This window comes from Motiliproteus sp. MSK22-1 (assembly GCF_001968815.1).
Taxonomy (GTDB): Bacteria; Pseudomonadota; Gammaproteobacteria; order Pseudomonadales; family Balneatricaceae; genus Motiliproteus.
The window spans coordinates 265,608-282,674 of record NZ_MIEQ01000046.1 but is presented as its reverse complement, the minus strand read 5'-3'; the positions used below and the strand labels follow the sequence as shown (position 1 = coordinate 282,674).

At 45.8% G+C, this 17,067-nt stretch carries 22 protein-coding genes; 15 read left to right on the top strand and 7 right to left on the bottom strand.

Annotation, left to right across the window (positions count from 1 at the left end):
- The first annotated feature begins 270 nt into the window (after positions 1 to 270).
- The 4 genes from BGP75_RS14640 to BGP75_RS14625 all read left to right on the top strand — a co-directional run bounded on the left by BGP75_RS14640 (position 271) and on the right by BGP75_RS14625 (position 3,993).
- A complete protein-coding gene (locus BGP75_RS14640; protein ID WP_076719556.1) occupies positions 271 to 642 on the top strand; it encodes a hypothetical protein in 372 nt (123 codons plus the stop codon).
- A gap of 1,190 nt (positions 643 to 1,832) precedes the next feature.
- Positions 1,833 to 3,206, top strand: a complete 1,374-nt coding sequence (gorA, locus tag BGP75_RS14630; RefSeq protein WP_076719554.1) for a glutathione-disulfide reductase — start codon at positions 1,833 to 1,835, stop codon at positions 3,204 to 3,206.
- 92 nt (positions 3,207 to 3,298) lie between these two features.
- The gene (locus BGP75_RS27065) at positions 3,299 to 3,475 is read left to right on the top strand and encodes a hypothetical protein (protein ID WP_158070118.1); all 177 of its coding nucleotides are present in this window, start codon (positions 3,299 to 3,301) and stop codon (positions 3,473 to 3,475) included.
- A gap of 134 nt (positions 3,476 to 3,609) precedes the next feature.
- Positions 3,610 to 3,993, top strand: coding sequence for a gamma-glutamylcyclotransferase family protein (locus BGP75_RS14625; RefSeq protein ID WP_076719553.1), 384 nt, complete (start codon positions 3,610 to 3,612; stop codon positions 3,991 to 3,993).
- Between the two features lie 39 nt (positions 3,994 to 4,032).
- Here the strand turns inward: BGP75_RS14625 and BGP75_RS14620 are convergent, their stop codons facing one another.
- Both BGP75_RS14620 and BGP75_RS14615 read right to left on the bottom strand, forming a co-directional pair.
- A complete protein-coding gene (locus BGP75_RS14620) occupies positions 4,033 to 4,875 on the bottom strand; it encodes a fructosamine kinase family protein (RefSeq protein ID WP_076719552.1) in 843 nt (280 codons plus the stop codon).
- 38 nt (positions 4,876 to 4,913) lie between these two features.
- Complete coding sequence (locus BGP75_RS14615) at positions 4,914 to 5,090, bottom strand: acetyltransferase (RefSeq protein WP_233152929.1); 177 nt, start codon at positions 5,088 to 5,090, stop codon at positions 4,914 to 4,916.
- A 309-nt stretch (positions 5,091 to 5,399) separates the two neighbouring features.
- Here BGP75_RS14615 and BGP75_RS26810 point away from each other — a divergent pair, with 309 nt between their 5' ends.
- Positions 5,400 to 5,765 carry a hypothetical protein gene (locus tag BGP75_RS26810; protein WP_143821073.1) on the top strand — a complete coding sequence of 122 codons (366 nt, stop codon included), beginning with the start codon at positions 5,400 to 5,402 and terminating at the stop codon, positions 5,763 to 5,765.
- Between the two features lie 175 nt (positions 5,766 to 5,940).
- Here BGP75_RS26810 and BGP75_RS14610 read toward each other — a convergent pair whose 3' ends face one another.
- On the bottom strand, positions 5,941 to 6,147 hold the full coding sequence (locus BGP75_RS14610) for a hypothetical protein (RefSeq protein WP_076719550.1): 207 nt from the start codon (positions 6,145 to 6,147) through the stop codon (positions 5,941 to 5,943).
- Positions 6,148 to 6,340: 193 nt separating this feature from the next.
- Positions 6,341 to 6,886, bottom strand: coding sequence for a TIGR02281 family clan AA aspartic protease (locus BGP75_RS14605; protein WP_076719549.1), 546 nt, complete (start codon positions 6,884 to 6,886; stop codon positions 6,341 to 6,343).
- A 160-nt stretch (positions 6,887 to 7,046) separates the two neighbouring features.
- Here BGP75_RS14605 and BGP75_RS14600 point away from each other — a divergent pair, with 160 nt between their 5' ends.
- Positions 7,047 to 7,235: a CPXCG motif-containing cysteine-rich protein gene (locus tag BGP75_RS14600; RefSeq protein WP_076719548.1), complete on the top strand. Its 189-nt coding sequence runs from the start codon at positions 7,047 to 7,049 to the stop codon at positions 7,233 to 7,235.
- A gap of 151 nt (positions 7,236 to 7,386) precedes the next feature.
- Here the strand turns inward: BGP75_RS14600 and BGP75_RS14595 are convergent, their stop codons facing one another.
- The 3 genes from BGP75_RS14595 to BGP75_RS14585 form a co-directional block, all read right to left on the bottom strand.
- Positions 7,387 to 8,142 (bottom strand): hypothetical protein, encoded by a 756-nt coding sequence (locus BGP75_RS14595; protein ID WP_083704832.1) that lies wholly within the window; start codon positions 8,140 to 8,142, stop codon positions 7,387 to 7,389.
- Positions 8,139 to 8,846 carry a hypothetical protein gene (locus tag BGP75_RS14590; protein ID WP_076719547.1) on the bottom strand — a complete coding sequence of 236 codons (708 nt, stop codon included), beginning with the start codon at positions 8,844 to 8,846 and terminating at the stop codon, positions 8,139 to 8,141. The genes BGP75_RS14595 and BGP75_RS14590 overlap by 4 nt, the downstream gene beginning before the upstream one ends.
- Before the next feature lie 410 nt (positions 8,847 to 9,256).
- Positions 9,257 to 10,204 (bottom strand): methylenetetrahydrofolate reductase, encoded by a 948-nt coding sequence (locus BGP75_RS14585; RefSeq protein ID WP_076719546.1) that lies wholly within the window; start codon positions 10,202 to 10,204, stop codon positions 9,257 to 9,259.
- Positions 10,205 to 10,479: 275 nt separating this feature from the next.
- Between BGP75_RS14585 and BGP75_RS14580 the strand changes: the two genes are divergently transcribed.
- The 9 genes from BGP75_RS14580 to BGP75_RS14540 all read left to right on the top strand — a co-directional run bounded on the left by BGP75_RS14580 (position 10,480) and on the right by BGP75_RS14540 (position 16,767).
- On the top strand, positions 10,480 to 10,692 hold the full coding sequence (locus BGP75_RS14580) for a hypothetical protein (protein ID WP_076719545.1): 213 nt from the start codon (positions 10,480 to 10,482) through the stop codon (positions 10,690 to 10,692).
- Complete coding sequence (locus BGP75_RS14575; protein WP_076719544.1) at positions 10,683 to 11,054, top strand: hypothetical protein; 372 nt, start codon at positions 10,683 to 10,685, stop codon at positions 11,052 to 11,054. Before BGP75_RS14580 ends, BGP75_RS14575 begins: the two co-directional genes overlap by 10 nt.
- Before the next feature lie 273 nt (positions 11,055 to 11,327).
- Positions 11,328 to 11,681: a response regulator gene (locus BGP75_RS14570; RefSeq protein WP_076719622.1), complete on the top strand. Its 354-nt coding sequence runs from the start codon at positions 11,328 to 11,330 to the stop codon at positions 11,679 to 11,681.
- Between the two features lie 181 nt (positions 11,682 to 11,862).
- Positions 11,863 to 12,564: a DUF2064 domain-containing protein gene (locus BGP75_RS14565; protein WP_076719543.1), complete on the top strand. Its 702-nt coding sequence runs from the start codon at positions 11,863 to 11,865 to the stop codon at positions 12,562 to 12,564.
- Complete coding sequence (locus BGP75_RS14560; protein ID WP_076719542.1) at positions 12,549 to 13,595, top strand: methyltransferase domain-containing protein; 1,047 nt, start codon at positions 12,549 to 12,551, stop codon at positions 13,593 to 13,595. The genes BGP75_RS14565 and BGP75_RS14560 overlap by 16 nt, the downstream gene beginning before the upstream one ends.
- A 205-nt stretch (positions 13,596 to 13,800) precedes the next feature.
- Positions 13,801 to 14,712 carry a radical SAM protein gene (locus tag BGP75_RS14555; protein WP_083704829.1) on the top strand — a complete coding sequence of 304 codons (912 nt, stop codon included), beginning with the start codon at positions 13,801 to 13,803 and terminating at the stop codon, positions 14,710 to 14,712.
- Positions 14,687 to 15,160: an arsenate reductase ArsC gene (locus tag BGP75_RS14550; RefSeq protein ID WP_076719540.1), complete on the top strand. Its 474-nt coding sequence runs from the start codon at positions 14,687 to 14,689 to the stop codon at positions 15,158 to 15,160. The genes BGP75_RS14555 and BGP75_RS14550 overlap by 26 nt, the downstream gene beginning before the upstream one ends.
- A gap of 41 nt (positions 15,161 to 15,201) precedes the next feature.
- Positions 15,202 to 16,053: an S-methyl-5'-thioadenosine phosphorylase gene (gene mtnP, locus BGP75_RS14545; protein WP_076719539.1), complete on the top strand. Its 852-nt coding sequence runs from the start codon at positions 15,202 to 15,204 to the stop codon at positions 16,051 to 16,053.
- Between the two features lie 165 nt (positions 16,054 to 16,218).
- Complete coding sequence (locus BGP75_RS14540; RefSeq protein ID WP_233152928.1) at positions 16,219 to 16,767, top strand: hypothetical protein; 549 nt, start codon at positions 16,219 to 16,221, stop codon at positions 16,765 to 16,767.
- Positions 16,768 to 17,067 lie beyond the last annotated feature (300 nt).

Genomic DNA, 17,067 nt, shown 5'->3' with positions numbered 1-17,067 from the left:
TATGTTAAAAATAAATTTAAACATCTGTTCAAATTGTTTTAGTGTTGATACTCTGAAAATCGGGATCTATTTTTAGAAACTGATTGTTCTGTTTTGGTCTATACAGGCCTTTTTTTCTGGTATCGGTGCATTAGACGCATGGTTCTGAATAGGGCAGGACATATCCTGTGCTACAGACTTTTTTGTTATCGTGATAGGCATTGATAGGCTACAATTCAGGGTAAGTGCTCATATCTTGTACCTTCACACTTAGTTGGGACAATAGTTGCTATGAACGACGATCAAAAGCCACTTGCAGATATCTGGCTGGAGCTACAGCTGATAACGATGGCGACTGATCTTTCGGTTGAAGACAGAGAGCGTCTGGAAAAGACGCTGGAGTCTCTGAAAGGACATGTTAGTCACAATCAGGAAAACCAACGTAAAGTTATTTTGCGCTGGTTTACTGCGCGACTAGGTAGTCGACTGTTTACCAGTCACTATAAGCAGCTGTTGTTGGAGTTGGCTAACCTTATGGCCACAATATGGACCGGCACGCCTCAGTTTAAATCCTCTGACGAGGTTCTGAACTGGCTTCAGGAAGAGCCTGTGGATGCAACCCAGCAGGATAAATCAGACGACGACATACCCAAGCAGGCCTGATTTGCTGTTCTGGCACAAATCTATCACAGGTAGATATTAGAACGGCAACAGTTGGCTGTTACAGAGTTTTATCTACAGCCTCGTTTGGAAAGTTCCGTTATCGAGCAGCTGCCCCTTACTGCTCGATAACCCTTTTGACAATAATTCCTTCCTTATATTAATCTCGGTTATCTCTGGTTTTCTGTACCTAACTCGACTATCCATAATGTCAGCGGTTGGTAATGCTAGTGGTTGGTTGAGCAATGGTATGCTTTTTTCCTTGCTTCGGTAAGCTGGTATCCACTGTTGAGGTCAGCATTAAATTTGGGCCATATCCGCTGAGTTGTGCGGTGAACCTGACATTTAGAGCAAGTCACTCGATGTTTACTGTGATAAAACTGGTCGGCCCCATCTCTGAATTGGATCATTGACCATTGCTCTGCATGTTGATGAAAAGCTGTATGCCACGCTAAACGCGGCTTTAGGGTTGCGCCGAATACTTTGGTGAAATGAAAAAGACGGTTCAGCCCACTTATCTGTGGTGCGGAGTCTGCACTTGTTGTCTCTATATTAGTCATGTCTGTATTCGTCATAATCTTCACCCTGTCTGATGGGGTCATCCTGAGGTACCAGATCCTTGCCCTGTACATCGATAGTATTCTTGGAAAGGAACATGGTCCTTTAACGCTGTCCTGTAGTTATATCAGTTATATCAGTTATATCTTGCCATATTCGATGAGAGCTATCGGCAGCAGCCTGGCAACCTTCAGTGTTTTTTCCGCTTGTTTTTAAAGTATTTTTAACCCTGGGCAAAAAGTATTCGCAACCTTCAGTATTCGGCGCTGCATTGTAGCGATTGTTAACCAGACAACAAGATTTATTTAATCTGTTTTAATCAGGCGATAGGAAATATTGTTTTGAGGCGGTTTGTATGGGGGGGCGGAGAACGTGCCAGGAATTCTCTGCTGTCCTATGGCGACTGTTGTCACTGGTCGATGACAAGGTTATACACTGAGGTAGCGGCTAATCAATTAGCTTGACAAGTAACATTATCAAATAAGGGGCATCTAGAGCTAACGTGGGGCGGTAAGCAACAGAGCTAATGGTGATTATAGTGAATGACTATTGGCTCTTTAAGCAGCCTCTATTGGTATCCTGGCTAGCGAATCGGTAGAGTAGCTGCCAATTGAGTTGTTTTAAGGAGCGTGGGTGTGAGTACTTTTGATTTTGATCTTTTTGTCATTGGGGCTGGATCCGGTGGAGTCCGCGCGGCGCGTATGGCCGCAGCACAAGGGGTAAGGGTTGCTATCGTTGAAGATCGATATATGGGAGGAACCTGCGTTAACGTGGGTTGCGTACCAAAGAAGCTATATGTTTACGCATCTCACTACCGTGAGCAATTTGAAGAAGCTCGTGGCTTTGGTTGGAACACCTCCGAAGTTCCTTTTGACTGGGAAGTTCTGCGCGAAAATAAAAAAAATGAAATCAAACGATTAAACGGTATTTATCAAACGCTTTTGGATAATTCTGGTGCGCAGATTATTGAGGGGCGAGGGCGCGTTATCGATCCTAATACAGTGGCAGTTGGTGACAAGCAGTATAGTGCCGAGCGTATTCTCATAGCAACCGGGGGGTGGCCGAGTGTCCCTGATGTTCCTGGTAAAGAGCATGTGCTGACTTCCAATGAAATTTTTGACCTGGACAGCTTTCCTCAGCGAGTTCTAATAGTTGGTGGTGGCTATATAGCAGTAGAGTTTGCCGGGATTTTTGCGGGACTGGGTGCTAAAACTACTCAGCTTTACCGGGGTGACCTGTTCCTCCGGGGATTCGATCAGGAAGTCCGGGAGTTTGTTGCAGAGGAAATGATCAAAAAACATGTCGACCTTCGCTTTAATCTAAATGTAGAGAAAGTCGACAAGTTGGAATCCGGTGAGTTGTCAGTGACGTTGACGGATGGTACTACAATGCTTACTGATGCGGTGCTGTACGCGACTGGCCGACATGCGAATACACAGGGGTTGGGGCTTGAGGATGCAGGCGTTTCTCTTCAGGACAATGGCTCAGTTATTGTTAATGATTACTTTCAGACCAGTGTTCCTTCCATTTATGCTCTTGGAGATGTGATTGACCGGGTTCAGCTGACCCCTGTTGCGCTAGCCGAAGGGATGATGCTTGTTAAGCATCTGTATGGTAGTGAAGAAGAGAAATCTGCTGTTAGTTACGATTTAATACCAACGGCCGTTTTCAGTCAGCCAAATATAGGTACCGTAGGTTTGACAGAAGAGCAGGCCAGGGATCAGTATGCGGAAATTTCTGTATATAGCTCCAGCTTCCGGGCACTTAAACACACTCTTAGTGGAATGGAGGAGCGAACACTGATGAAGATGATCGTTGATCGTTCCACTGATCATGTTGTTGGAGTACATATGGTGGGTTCCGAGGCGGGGGAGATCATTCAGGGTATTGCTGTGGCGTTAAAAGCAGGGGCAACTAAAGCTACCTTCGATCAGACCATAGGCGTTCACCCGACAGCGGCTGAAGAATTTGTTACCATGAGAACTCCCACGAGAACGTACCCTCAGTAACATCTTTAAACCGAGTGATGGTGGCAGCCAACACTCGGTTTAGTAAGCACCGGGTAAAGCAATAAGGCAAAAGGCAACTTTATGAGAGGCAGGTGAATATGGTCAAAATGATGATGGCTGCTGGAGCAGCGTCAGTGATGAGTGCAGTAATCCTGACCAGTGCGGTATCGCTCGCTTTTTATGGTACAAGGGCTGTTTTAGGTTCAGCCGTGAGAAATGCCGGGGAAACAGATGAGGATAGTTCAGATAACTCATTGGAAGAGCAGTGAATCTTTGCTAGCGCTATAATTTACTGGTAGTGTCCAGTTTATGGATTATGAGGGTGACCTTTTTGTTCTAAGGGATAAAATCAAGTTGTCATCTATATTTACCAGTTATTGGATTTGGTTGTTCATTACCGGATATGGCTACACTATTTTGCTACGGCACTTTGGAATTTGAAACAGTCATTACGCGATTGATCGGCTATGCGCCTGATGCAGAGCCTGCCGTATTGGAAAATTTTGCTCGTTATCGAATTGCAGATACTGATTTTCCTGGAATTAAGCCTAAAAGAGGTGAGCAAATCCAAGGATCTCTGTACAAGAACCTGTCACCCAAGGAAATCAAGATTCTGGATGAATATGAAGGATCTTCGTTCTCCCGTGAGCAAACCTGGATTAGAACAAGAGAGGGGCGTTTGGAGCGCTGCTGGGTTTATGTGGTAAAGGCAGAGTTACGGAGGACTCTCACTGATGAGCCCTGGAATCCCGCTCAATATTTTAATATTCGCAGTCGTGTAAGCTGAGAAGATCGACCTACAGGTTTTCAGGCACCTGTTACAAGACTAATAGCGTTTGATTGTTGACCTTATTTCTTCCAGATAAGATTGTCCGAATAGGTTCAGATGATTCATCAGGTGATAAAGGTTGTAGATCGGTAAACGCTCTTTCCAGTTTTTTTCCAAGACGAAGTTGCTGCTATAAGCGTCGTAAAAAATTTCCGGAAATCCGCCAAACAATTTGGTCATCGCGAGTTCTGCTTCTGCCCATCCCCAATGGGCCGCCGGGTCGATTAACACCGGTTTTTGTTGATGACAGAGTTGATTTCCTATCCATAAATCTCCGTGAATAAGGGATGGAGATTGAGTTGGTACGAGTTCTTTAAGGTTTTTGCAGATGCGTTCGATACAGACTATATCCTCCGCTGACATCAGTTCATTATTGTATGCCATTCGTGCTTGAAACAATAATCGCTGATCGGAAAAAAACTGGTGCCCATCACTGGAACGGGGGTTGGGTTGTCGTGTTGTTCCGCAATAGCTGTCATGATGAAAACCAAAGCAAGGAACCTTTGCTGAATGCAGTGCGGCAAGCTGTTCTCCCAATTGAAGCCAGTAATTGTCTGAAGGTAAATCAGGGGGGAGATACTCAAGTAGCAGCCCTTGATCGTTATATGCACAAACCTTGGGGACGCGAATGACGCATGGTTGATCGAGAGCCTGTAAACCTGCGGCCTCCGCAGCAAATAAACCACCGGGCGGGGTTGGGTGAGTTTTATAAAAAAACAGCTCCCCCGACTCTGATTCCACACGAAAGCTGCGGCCGATACAGCCGCCTGACAGAGCCGTTACCTGAGCGGAGTTTTTACACCCCGACTGATGAAGTAACAATTTTAGGTTTGTGTCCAACCTGATCCTTTCGTATTGCTAGTTAGGCCTATATGCTATCAGTGTCGATACACTTCATCATCCCGGTAGTGACTATCCAGCCAGCATCTGGGCAAAGACTCACCGGAGGGGAAAGCGAGTAGATCTTTACGAATATATTCAGGGTCTGGTAATTCTTCCCCCTGCTGAAACTGTACTTTGGTGAGGGTCTCAAAGGGATTAGTTAGTTCAGTCATGTTTAGAATCTGAACTAGGTGGCCGGAGCCTGCTTCTTTTAAAAACATGACATAACCACTCCTGTTATCAATTATTCAAAAAAACTGAGCCGGCTGAAAAACTGAAAGGCAGTCAGTATACATTCAGTATCCAAAGGGCCTATCGGTCAGGCTCTTCTAAGGAACCTATCAACAAGTATGGAATAAACTTTGACGTTTGTCCTTATTTGACGTGATGGGGTATTCAGTCTTGGTTCAGCTAAAGCTACTTATTATTGCAGTATCTGTTTCAGTTGTGCGAGTTGCACATCAGGCTGCGGGGTAGTGGCTATGTTGAAAAAAAGTATGTGTATCAAGGCCGGCTTGTGTCTTTTGGGGCTGTTTTTTGTAACCTCTAGCCATGCTGGAGGTTATATCAGTATCCATCATGGTTTCGGTTCAAGCTATGGGTACGAATCCAATAGCAGAGTTGAGGCAAACAGAGGTTATTTGTCGTCCCGCTTTGACCACCGGTGCAGGCATAAACACCGTCATCACTCAGGTCATAAATATCGCCATCATAAACGCTTAGGTCATTATTATCGTCATCATGGCAGTCGTTATTATGACGATAGCTATTCCAGAAGTCGTTTTTCGATTCGCTACCGTAATGGAGGCAGCAGAATCCACTATTCGACTCGATGGAGAGATCATTGATTGGGGGCTATGATGGTTGGGAGCTATTATGGTCGGGGGCTCTGGTGAATGAGGGACTGATAATTGCAGGTAGCTTGAGCAAGCCTTTGGAAAGTTTCTGAAACTTTTGTATTTCAATACAATATACAAACTTCCTGAAGGTTTTGTTTAAACCTCAGGAAGTTCTCATGATGGATTACTGAAGATGGAACTGGTTTTTATAATTCTTAACCATCATTTCAACAGCCTGCAGGTCATCAGCCCCAACCAAGCTGCAGTATCCGCTTGCAAGATACTTAAAGCGTTCCTCAAACTCTTTAGAGTTAAGGCGCTGTGTTCGTTGCTCGTAAAGCAGGTGGTTCATATCAAGACGCATTTTACTCGATAGGTGTTCGAGATTCATACCGCTCCTCCTGATTCTATATCCGTTGACTTTTAGACAATCGTTTTGGCCTTCCTGACCAGTAAGTAATACAGAGGGTAAAACGAGAGACGCCGGTAATCATAGTACAAATATTGAACAGTTATATCAATATTGATCAAAATAACGCTTTTGACTTTTGGGAGTTCTGGTCTTTGTTGTTTACTGGGGCTACTTATTTTATACGTTGTTCAAGAGTCATCTGGTTGTTGGCCTGGCGCATTTCCAGATGTCTCAGTGCACTCATCCCCAATAGTATTTCACCGTCCATATGAGGGTTTATACTGGCAGGAATATTGGTCAGAGTTATCGGGCCTATCTTTAGCTGGTTTATATGTGTGCGAAATACTTCAATCTCGCCGTTAGCCGTTCTGACCCAATGGGCTAAGCCGCGAGGTAATTCTAAGCGTTCTGCCATCCTGCCGGGAATCACAACTTCAGTTGCGCCTGTATCGATGAGGAAATTTACGCTTTTTCCGTTGATATGCCCTGGTAGTAAATAGTGCCCGTAACGATTGGCTGTGAGCTGTATTTGACGGCTTGTTGAGGTGGTTGTGCTTTGCAGCTGTTGATTTGGATTGTATTTCTGCTCTTCCAGCTGAGCAAAGATCATGGCAAGCCCTCCCAGAAAAAGGCACCAGAAAATAATCCACATTCCTTGACCAATACGCTTTCCGGGTGCGGTATTTCTAGTTCGAGGTTTCTCTGGCTCTGTATCCATTCTATTCTCTCATTTTTTAACAACCCTAACAGCGGACCCGAGCAAGTCAATAGAGTTCCCTGTCGCTTGCCTAATAATACCGTCTATGATTAAGGAGTATTATCACCATAAAGCGTTGCTGCAAAACCGGGTGCTTGAATACTATGGGAGGGTATAAAAGATGCTTGAACAAAAGAGGGTGACCTGTCCTTACTGCGGGCATCAGTTTGATACCCTCATTGACTGCAGTGCTGAAGAACAGGACTACTATGAAGATTGCCAGGGATGCTGTGCTCCTATTTTGTTTGAGGTTCGTTGCAGTTACGATGGCGCTTTAATTGGCTTGAATTGTAAAACCGACCGGGAATAACAATCGAAACGGCTACTATCTTATTTAAGATCGTCTATCTGGCGGTTCCTGTCTGGCAGCTGAATTACCTGTTAAAGGAAGATCGGTCATACCAAAATTGAAAGCGCCTCATTCAACTAATGACCTGGTGTCAGCGGTTACTCAATAGAAGCTAGTTCTCCTTAAGTAATAGCTCTTTGGCCTGATTGATCTTACTCGCCAGGTAGTTGCTTCCTCCTTTGTCTGGATGGACTTTCATCATCATGCGTTTATGGGCAATTAAAATATCTTCTCTGGCTGAGCCCGGTTGTAATCCCAGAATTTCCCATGCCTCTTCCGGTGTCATTTCAGAATGGTTGGCTGCCGCCCGTTTGCTTTGGCTATGCTGTTCCCACTCAGTCAGGCGGCTTCTTTGAATATAGGTGTCCAGTAATCGGATTGCTTCCTTATCCTGCTGCTGGCACTGCTGGTAAAACTGAGAAAGTTCTTCGATGTTGAGTTGATCCAGGTTGCGTCCTTTAAAATCTCCTCCAATAATTTCTCCTTGGATCTCACCACTGTCATGATCAAGAGACATCTTTAACCAGACAGTTGTGATGACTGACCCTTCTCCTGAGTCCTTTTTATTACTTGTGCCTTGTCGTTGAGAACGGTATTTCTGATGGGCTCTTTGCAGGTTTGGTAACAAAAAACGCAAGAGCGGCAGTACAAGAGGAACCAAGCGCCGCAGGAAAGGTAGCAGTCCCGCGAGCAAGCCAATCACCCAGTGCAATCGCCCACTTAAGGCCAGACCTACCAGTAAGAGAGCCAAAGCTATCAGCCCGACCCGAATCAAGAACGGCTTGCCATATTTAGGAGCATGCTTGAGAAAACGCTGTACCCCAACTCCAATAAGAAGAGATAAGCAAATGACAAGTAAAATAGTCAAAATTTTTGGGTTCCCAGCTGGTGGCTCAATTGTTTAACCGAAGGAGACTGGCTGGCGTAATGGTTCAGTGCTTTTAGGCCTCCGCTGGCGTAGACCGCTACGGCGCTCAGGAGTTCACCTAACTCCTGAGGACTGGAACTATCAAAATGGCAGTGAGCACCATGGCTTAACCGGGCTATCTGTTTGAAACCCCGGAGAGCCGAAATATCGTTTCCTTCCTGGAATATAAATACTGGTACACCACAAATCCCGAGCTTTCCTGCAAGTTGGCACAGGTCATCGATACTCTCTTCAATACAGTCTCCAACAAATACCAGCGCTTGAACAGACTGTTTCTGGTGTTCACTGAGGGCATGTTTAAGCACCCGTTGAATTTGTGTATGGCCACCTAAGCATTTCACAGCAAGCATGGCTTTGAGCATGCGGTCGGTGCTGTCGTGCCAAGGACTTGCTCTAAATTCATCATATCCGCGATAAAAGCACAGTTGAATACTAAGACCTCCAAGGCCTTTGGTCTGGGTAAACATGTCGCCCTGTAGTTGACATGCTCGGTCCCAGGTGGGCTGTCTGCTGGCGGTGGCATCCATCGCAAAAACCAGCCGACCCCTACCGGACTTAATTTGAGGGGCTTTGGCGACGGCTTTGAGAAATTGATCGACCTCTTTTGAAGCGACTGATTTCGTTGGCGTTTTTTTTTCCGACATCGGTTTCTCACATGAGCAAAGCATGGATGGAAAGTGCATTCTTTATCGTGGGGATCAGCGGCATTGAAAATATGAGGATTTGATTTTTGTTTCAAGTATAAATTTTGTTGGCTGCGGGATATGCCCGGTTAATAAACCTCATCGCCAGAAAATCTCCTGTTATAAAGTATAGGATTATTGACGACTTGTTGAATAGGGGGCGTCAGACTGGCTGTTGTGGTGATTACAGGAGGTGAAGGGCATTGCTGGTATGGACGGGGGAGTTACAAAGAGTGTTCGGCAAGGAACAGGCGCCAGTCCGAAGAGCCAGCTCTCCTGACTGGCAACACCCTGGTTTCAGAAGTGTCAGCTGGAGAGCTTGTAACGGCCTGAATTGTCTGTAAGTTTGTGTTTGAGATACTGCACTGGACTCAGTGGTTCTGCAAACGTTCTTCTAATGTCGCCTTCAGTAGCTTGAATAAGCGTATAGAGGCTTCAATTTCATCTTTACGGTTGGTCAAACTCTCAATGTTTAACCCCAGAGGAATGCCTAGCGGCAAGCAGGCATCGAGTATACGGTTGAGATTGCTCCGGCAGACACGAATGGATTCTGCCAAAGGGTTGTTCGACTCAATAATCTTATCCGAAATATCCGAGGGGACTGAAATGCCCAGCCACTGCATAAACTCCAGGGTCTTGCTACTGCCACAGGGGGTAAAGGTCAGGATTACCCGCTGAGGGGCTGTTCCTTCTGCCTGACACTGCTTTCCATAAGACGTTAACAGCTCGATAGTTGCATCCGCATCGTAGACTGCCTGGGAGATAAAATAACGACAGCCCTTGGTGGCTTTGCCATGCAGGCGTTGGTGCTCATTACCTTTTTTTGCATGTCTTTCAGCAATTGTGACGCCACCTAGAGCGAAGTTGTCGTCTCTTTCCTCAAGAGTTGCATAAGCCTCGTTCAGAGAAAGTTTAATATCTGCATCCTGTGAAGGGCTTCCCACTAGAACCAGGTTGCGAATACCATACTGGTGCCATGCGTCATCCAGCCAGCTTTGGAATTCCTCCCTGTTCCTCTGAGAAACACTTTTATAGGTGATCATCGGACGACCACTTTTTTCTGCCAGCAGTTGCGAATAAGCGCGGGGGTCCTTAGTGCCAACAAAAGGAAAGGGGCGTGGTACGTCAGTGCGGGCGCTCTCGTCCTGAATGTCATAGACGATCAGACCGTCATAATCGAGATGAGAAAGACGATCGAGTAATTTTCCGGCAATCTGAGACATCTGCATATCGTCTGTACTGGCCCTTGGTGGGGTGGTACCAACGAAGTAGATCCCCTGATTAGGATCTGAGAATTTTTGCAGAAGCTCTGTATTCATGTTACTCGCCATTTTTTGATCTATTGATACGGATCGTTCATTGCTTTTTGATTTCCACAAATTATAACCAGGAGTTGGTTGTGTTCATATTAGTTATATGTGGAAATATTCTCATGTTCTCATGCGCAGGATTAATAATTATATAAAACAACGAGATAAATCTGTTTGTGCACATTGGTGTTACCAGTAATGTTACCATTCACAGTTAATCATATGCCCTTGCTGCATGATGCAACTTAGGGTGGACTAATCGTTGCTAGGGTAGCGGTTTCGCAATGGGGGCTATTACAGGCGCTGCTATGGTTAAAGGAGGCTTAGCGTTGCTTGCTCTCGCCACACCTGCTGGCTGGGTTTACCTTATAGGCGCAGGAATAGCTATCACGGCGGCAGGTGCTGCGGCATCGATGGTCGCTGATGGTCAAACTAAACGGTTAGCAGAATGGGGATATGACCCACTTATGGAATGGATTAATTCACTATGGAAGTAGTCGGACCCATAGGCATGCTACTGATCGGATTTGGAGTTATAGTCTGCATTCTTTATGTAGCCTTTGGCCCAATAACAGTAAGAAAGCTGCGTAAAAACCCTGCCACAAAGGAATGCTTAGGTGTTGGCCTTGTGAGCGGCTGGGATATTCTTAACGCAGCAGAAGCATTAGCGCTACCCAAAGCTCTAACGGACAGGTTTGAGGCGAGTCCTTTGTCGGCAATGTTCGCCAATGCTGACTTGCTCCGAGAACATACCAATACTTTTGATCGGGTGCTAGCTGCTCTGTTCTTTTGGCTGTTTGTCTTTACAGCAGTCTCAACTCTGTTGCTGACTTCGTATATGGCGCTATTTGTCGACTAGTACCTTTGAAGCCCTGAAGCTCCTTGAAGTTAGATCGTAAGATTACGGCGGAGCATGAGGTTTTGTGGTTTTTATGTGGTATTACGAATATTCTCATGACAAATTGAGTAGATTTAAAGTTGCTTTAAAATATACTCAGTTCAATTTATTTAACATCTTCTTAAACTCCCGGAAATTTGCTGTTTTCTGATCTTTGATAAAGGGATGATCGAAGGCTACAGGGTTCTTCTGAAATTGACGCATCCCAATTTTATTTGGCGAATGAGGTTCGTAATGGCCAAAATACTGCTTGTCGAGGATGATGAGCTTATTGCACGTGTAATTATGCTGAGACTGGAAATGTGTGATCACGAGCTTGATCATGCTATCAATGGTCGGGAAGCCATTGATAAAGCCTTAACCGGTAACTATGAATTGGTGTTGATGGATATGCATATGCCTTTAATGGATGGCTATGAAGCTACTCGAGTATTAAGAACAAGGGGATACGAAGGCGTAATAATTGCCGTGACAGCTTCAGCTTTGGATGAGGACTGCGATAAAGCAATCTCTTCCGGTTGTAATGGCTTTATATCGAAGCCGATAGGTCAGGAGTTTGAGAAGCAGGTTTCCGCTTGTCTTCCGTAGAGCCTCTATTTACATCTCTAATCACCAAACGCTAGATTTGGCACTTCAGCAAAACCTCTTATTTCTGCTTTTTTTACTGTGCAGACTTTGCCACACTGTTGGGCCTTGTAACAAACCTGGCAGTTAGGCGTCCTAATCACAACGAGAACGACTGAGCGCTGATCAGAAAGAGAGCTTTAGTGTGCACATAGAAAGTAATCAGCCACTGCCGACATTAGTGGTTATTTGTAAACGGCCGAAGTTACACCAGGGTAAGCAACGACTTGCCGCCACGTTGGGTGTAGAGCAGGCCTTGATTCTCGCCAACAGTTTTCTGCAGTGTGCCCTTGAGGACGCTCGGGATTGGCCTGGGAAAGTTGTGCTGTCACCTGCGTCTGCTGATGATCTGGATTGGGCTGCTTTATTATTGGATAACGCCGATATTATTCCCCAATCGGAGGGTAATCTGGGGCAGCGTCTGATGGAAGTTGATCAACAACTTCGAGAGGCCGGTCACAATCACATCCTATATATAGGGACCGACGCGCCGATACTGGATAGTCGACATTATTTTGCAGCTATTCAGGCCTTTAATCGATATTCAGTCGTCCTCAGTGCGGCAAGTGACGGCGGTGTTACCATGATGGGGAGCCGGTCGTCCTGGCCGCAAATAGTGTCATTACCCTGGAGCACTGAACACTTGGGGGAAGCCCTTAAAGCGGCGTGCGAAGCGGCTGGCCTTGAGGTTGGTTATATTCTGCCCAGTTACGATATTGACGTTGAAGAAGACCTTCGTCGTTTGGCTGATGATTTACAACATGATGTACGTCCTGCTCGTAAGAGACTACTTGAAAAATTGCTTGCGTTGACTGTAGAAGAGAGAAAACTATGCACGATCAGGTAAAAGCCTATTATGGAAAGGTGTTAAATAGTTCCGAAGACTTGCAGACTAATGCCTGTTGCACCGATGCGGGATTACCGGACTACTTGAAAGCCACGCTTTCGCAGATCCATGATGAAGTCATGGCTCGTTACTATGGTTGCGGACTGGTAAGTCCACAGCAATTGGAAGGATGCCGCATTCTTGATCTTGGAAGTGGGTCTGGCCGGGATTGTTATGTGTTGTCCAGGTTTGTTGGAGAGGATGGGTATATTGTCGGTGTCGATATGACGGACGAGCAGCTGGAAGTTGCCAATCGACATATCGACTTTCATACCGACAAATTTGGATATGCTCGGGCAAATGTGGAGTTCCGAAAGGGATATATTGAGAAGCTTGATGAGCTAGAACTTGAAGATAATAGCTTTGATATTATCGTCTCCAACTGCGTGATAAACCTGTCTCCGGACAAAGAGGCAGTGCTGCGTGAAGCGTATCGACTGCTAAAGCCTGGAGGCGAGCTTTATTTCTCGGATGTCTACGCTGATCGTAGAGTCTCTCAGGAGTTGGTGGACGATCCGGTTTTATTTGGTGAATGCCTTAGTGGCGCTCTCTACTGGAATGATTTCCATAATATTGCCAAGCGCGCAGGATTTATTGATCCAAGACTTGTCGAAGACCGACCGATTACGATTGATAACCCTCAAATTGAAGCCCGTATCGGCCATATTAAGTTCTTCTCCGCAACCTATCGTTTGTTCAAATTACCTGAGCTTGAATCCCATTGTGAGGATTATGGTCAAGCGGTGATCTACAAAGGTACTGTTGAACACTGCCCTGAGCATTTTGCGCTCGATAAACACCACTTTATTGAGAGGGGTAAGGTGTTTCCTGTTTGTGGAAACACCTACCGAATGTTGCACGATACGCGTTTTAAGGATCACTTTGAATTTACCGGCAACTGGGATACCCACTATGGGATTTTCGATGGTTGCGGAACGGCCCTGCCCTTTGATACCGGTACCAAAGAGAGTTCTGGTGGTGGATGCTGCTAAAGCCCCTGAAGCATACGTTCCTTAAGTAGAGGGTGGGTTCCCTAAAGCCGGTATTAGAGGAATTTACGGACAGCTCTGCTGGTTATACAAAGATCCGTCTAAATAAACGGCTGCTAATGTTCAGTCGTTTTAGGAAAAGTGTTGTTCAAGATATTTACTGTTTAAAAAGTGCTGTTGAAAAGAAGTGCTGCTGTAAGGAAAGATGATGCAATTGATTCGGACAGATAACTGGTATACCACTCCTCAAGGGGATCCACGAGGGTACATAGATCCCTTTACACTGAGAGAGCTATGGTTTCATACAGGTACAGCTTGCAATTTGTCCTGTCCCTTCTGTCTGGAGGGATCAGGACCAGCGGATAAGCGTCTGCAGCTGGTAAAGTTTAATGATGTAAAGCCGTTGATTGATGAAGCATTGGAGTTAGGTGTCAGCCAGTTTTCCTTTACCGGTGGTGAGCCATTCCTGGCCAAGGATCTGATAAGAATCCTGGAATATGCGTCTGAACACCGTCCATGTCTCGTGCTTACTAATGGCACAGAACCCTTGCAGCGAAGAATGAACAAACTACAGCCTTTAATAAATGCCAGGCATCCTGTCAGCTTTAGAGTCAGCCTTGATTTTGTTGAATCACAGCGACATGACCTGGGACGAGGTGAGGGGAGCTTCAATAATGCCCTTGAGGGCTTGCAAATGTTGTTTCAGGCAGGTTTTCCTATTTCTGTTGCAAGGCATATGGACAAAGGAGAAGACAAAGAGGTCGTTGATGGCCAATATCGCCAGCTATTTGCCCGGTATGGCTTACCGGAAACGCTAAATATTGTGGCTTTCCCTGATTTTGCGACACCAGGCAGTCTTCCGGAGGTTCCTCAAGTCACAACAGATTGTATGACCCGCTACCACGACGAAGAAGGTCGTCGTTCATTTATGTGCGCATACAGTAAAATGGTCATCAAAAAGGAAGGGCGTATGAGAGTGTACGCTTGTACCCTGGTTGATGATGATGAAGAGTATGACCTTGGTGCAACATTGCGGGAAAGTCTTGAGCGTCGTATCAGCATGAAACATCACCGCTGTTACAGCTGTTTTGCCTATGGAGCTTCTTGTAGTGAAGGCTGATCCGGTAGCAAATACGCAACTTATGTTCCTCTGTACCGGTAATTCCTGTCGAAGCCAGATGGCTGAAGGGTGGGCGCGATACTTATACCCGGAAACTGTACAGGTCTTCTCTGCCGGGTTGGAAGCGCAGGGTGTCAATCCGTTCGCCGTCGAAGTAATGGCAGAAGTTGGGGTCGATATTTCTAAACAGGAATCTAATTCCATCGAGCAACTTCAGAGTAAACGTTTCGATCTGGTGGCAACGGTTTGCGATCATGCACAGCGACATTGCCCGGTGTTAGTCGGTAGCACTATGATTCATCACAGTTTTGATGACCCTCCCAAACTGGCTGCCAAGTTGGCGGATAGAGAGCTGCAGCTGGATTGTTATCGGAGGGTTAGAGACCAGATTAAGGTCTGGGTGCTGGGGCTGAAGACCGATATTCATTTATCTAAGGATAACAAATAAGATAGGTATCAATTAATGATCGACGATAAAGGGAACGCTCAGTGTTAGCAATAATAGGTGGTACTGGTATCTACCAGATGGATGGGTTGGAAGTTATCAAAGAACATCAGCTGAGCACTCCTTTCGGTGCTCCTTCGGCATCTGTTATTCAGGGGAGAATGGGAGGGAGGGATCTTTTCTTTTTGCCTCGTCATGGCACTGCTCATCAGCTTCTTCCTTCTGAAGTTAACTATCGCGCCAATATCTGGGCATTAAAATCCCTTGGGGTGACGCAAATAATAGGTTTGTCTGCGGTGGGCAGCCTGCGGCAGGATATTGCGCCTGGTGATCTCTCTATTCCTTCCCAATATTTTGATTTTGTTAAGGGAAATAGAGAGAAGAGCTTCTTTGGTAATGGACTTGCCGCCCATGTTTCCACCGCTGAACCAACCTGCGATAAGCTAACCCGCGCACTTGTGGATGCGGCGAATTCTATTGACATCAATATACACACCGGGAAAACCTATGGCTGTGTTGATGGACCACGTCTGGGTACAAGAGCTGAAAGCTTCTTTTTACGTGGAGCTGCCGGTTGTGATTTAGTTGGAATGACAAATGTCCCAGAGGTTTTTTTGGCCAGGGAAGCGCAAATATGTTACTGCACTGTGGCCATTGCAACAGATTATGATTGCTGGCTGGATGACCCCGCTCAGCACGTTACAGTGGAGCAGGTTATTGCCCGATATGGAGCCAGTTTAGAAAAAGCCAAGATGGTTTTGTATACGCTGATAACCTCTGACAACGACATTCCTGAATCGAGAGAGTGTCGCGAAAGCCTTGCCTGCGCGGTATTAACCCCTGTAGAAGTCCTTTCTCAGGAGCAGCGAGAGCTGCTTGAGCTGTTAAAGCGCTGACCCCGGATGCGAGATCTCTCCGTTATTATACCGTTGGGGCCCGGAGAGAAAGGGCTGGGAAGGTTGTTGGGAGATCTTTTGTTACTTCCGCATAGAACGGAAGTGATTTTTGTTTGTTGTAAACAAAACTACCCCTTTCCAGAACATGAACGGATTAACAGAGTTTTGTCCCATCTTCGAGTGAGGTGGATCATCTCAGATACCGGGCGTGCCTTGCAGCTCAATTCTGGGGCAAAGTCAGCGACGGGAGAAGTTCTATGGTTTCTCCATGCCGATTCGGGCTTTGATCCCATGCTGCTCAAAACTCTTTTTTCTAATTTAAGGGTTTATCCTGAGGCCTTTCATTTTTGTCGTCTGGCATTTATGGCAGATGGCCCCCCAAAAATGCGAATTAATCAATGGGGAGCTAATCTGCGTTCCCGTTACTTTGGTGTACCTTTTGGTGATCAGGGTTTTAGCATACATAAAAAACTGTTTGATCAATTGAAAGGTTATCCTCTGAATGCACCTTACGGAGAAGACCACCTGTTTGTCTGGCGTGCCAGGCAGCAAAAAATAGAGTTGGTTGAATGTCCTCATCCGCTGATGACCAGTGCAAGGAAGTATCAGCAAAAAGGCTGGGGGGCGTTGACTCTGTTATACCAGTACCTGTGGCTCAAACAAGCATTTCCTCAATGGTGGAGCTGCTATATATCGCCTTTCTACAATCGCTGATCGATTGATGTATCAGCATCGCTGCATGGAAATAATTCTGAAGTTTCTGCCTTTCTGAATCCTGACAAAGAATATTTTCCGCTTTTATTTGAGTGCTGGCCATTGGGGGCGAAGGGATCCTGGAAGTGCAACTGGCGAATGTCCAGGAATCATTGATTGACAATAGGGACGGTGTATGGAAAAAATACAACCAAAGTTTAATTGATAGCGGTATAAACGGGCAGTATTAGCCCACCTCGTTGTCAGCAAAATCCTATATCGCCTTAGAGGACGGCTTATCACCACAAGTGGAAGCATCTT

Bases quoted from the DNA above. Each gene is read 5' to 3' on its own strand.
- BGP75_RS26810 (WP_143821073.1), top strand. From the start codon at position 5,400: ATGTTGAAAAAAAGTATGTGTATCAAGGCCGGCTTGTGTCTTTTGGGG.
- BGP75_RS14575 (WP_076719544.1), top strand. From the start codon at position 10,683: ATGGAAGTAGTCGGACCCATAGGCATGCTACTGATCGGATTTGGAGTT.
- BGP75_RS14615 (WP_233152929.1), bottom strand. From the start codon at position 5,090: ATGACTGAACTAACTAATCCCTTTGAGACCCTCACCAAAGTACAGTTT.
- BGP75_RS14610 (WP_076719550.1), bottom strand. From the start codon at position 6,147: ATGAATCTCGAACACCTATCGAGTAAAATGCGTCTTGATATGAACCAC.
- BGP75_RS14640 (WP_076719556.1), top strand. From the start codon at position 271: ATGAACGACGATCAAAAGCCACTTGCAGATATCTGGCTGGAGCTACAG.
- BGP75_RS14585 (WP_076719546.1), bottom strand. From the start codon at position 10,204: ATGAATACAGAGCTTCTGCAAAAATTCTCAGATCCTAATCAGGGGATC.
- BGP75_RS14550 (WP_076719540.1), top strand. From the start codon at position 14,687: ATGGAGCTTCTTGTAGTGAAGGCTGATCCGGTAGCAAATACGCAACTT.
- BGP75_RS14590 (WP_076719547.1), bottom strand. From the start codon at position 8,846: ATGTCGGAAAAAAAAACGCCAACGAAATCAGTCGCTTCAAAAGAGGTC.
- BGP75_RS14570 (WP_076719622.1), top strand. From the start codon at position 11,328: ATGGCCAAAATACTGCTTGTCGAGGATGATGAGCTTATTGCACGTGTA.
- BGP75_RS14580 (WP_076719545.1), top strand. From the start codon at position 10,480: ATGGGGGCTATTACAGGCGCTGCTATGGTTAAAGGAGGCTTAGCGTTG.
- BGP75_RS14555 (WP_083704829.1), top strand. From the start codon at position 13,801: ATGCAATTGATTCGGACAGATAACTGGTATACCACTCCTCAAGGGGAT.
- BGP75_RS14600 (WP_076719548.1), top strand. From the start codon at position 7,047: ATGCTTGAACAAAAGAGGGTGACCTGTCCTTACTGCGGGCATCAGTTT.
- BGP75_RS14560 (WP_076719542.1), top strand. From the start codon at position 12,549: ATGCACGATCAGGTAAAAGCCTATTATGGAAAGGTGTTAAATAGTTCC.
- BGP75_RS14625 (WP_076719553.1), top strand. From the start codon at position 3,610: ATGGCTACACTATTTTGCTACGGCACTTTGGAATTTGAAACAGTCATT.
- BGP75_RS14605 (WP_076719549.1), bottom strand. From the start codon at position 6,886: ATGGATACAGAGCCAGAGAAACCTCGAACTAGAAATACCGCACCCGGA.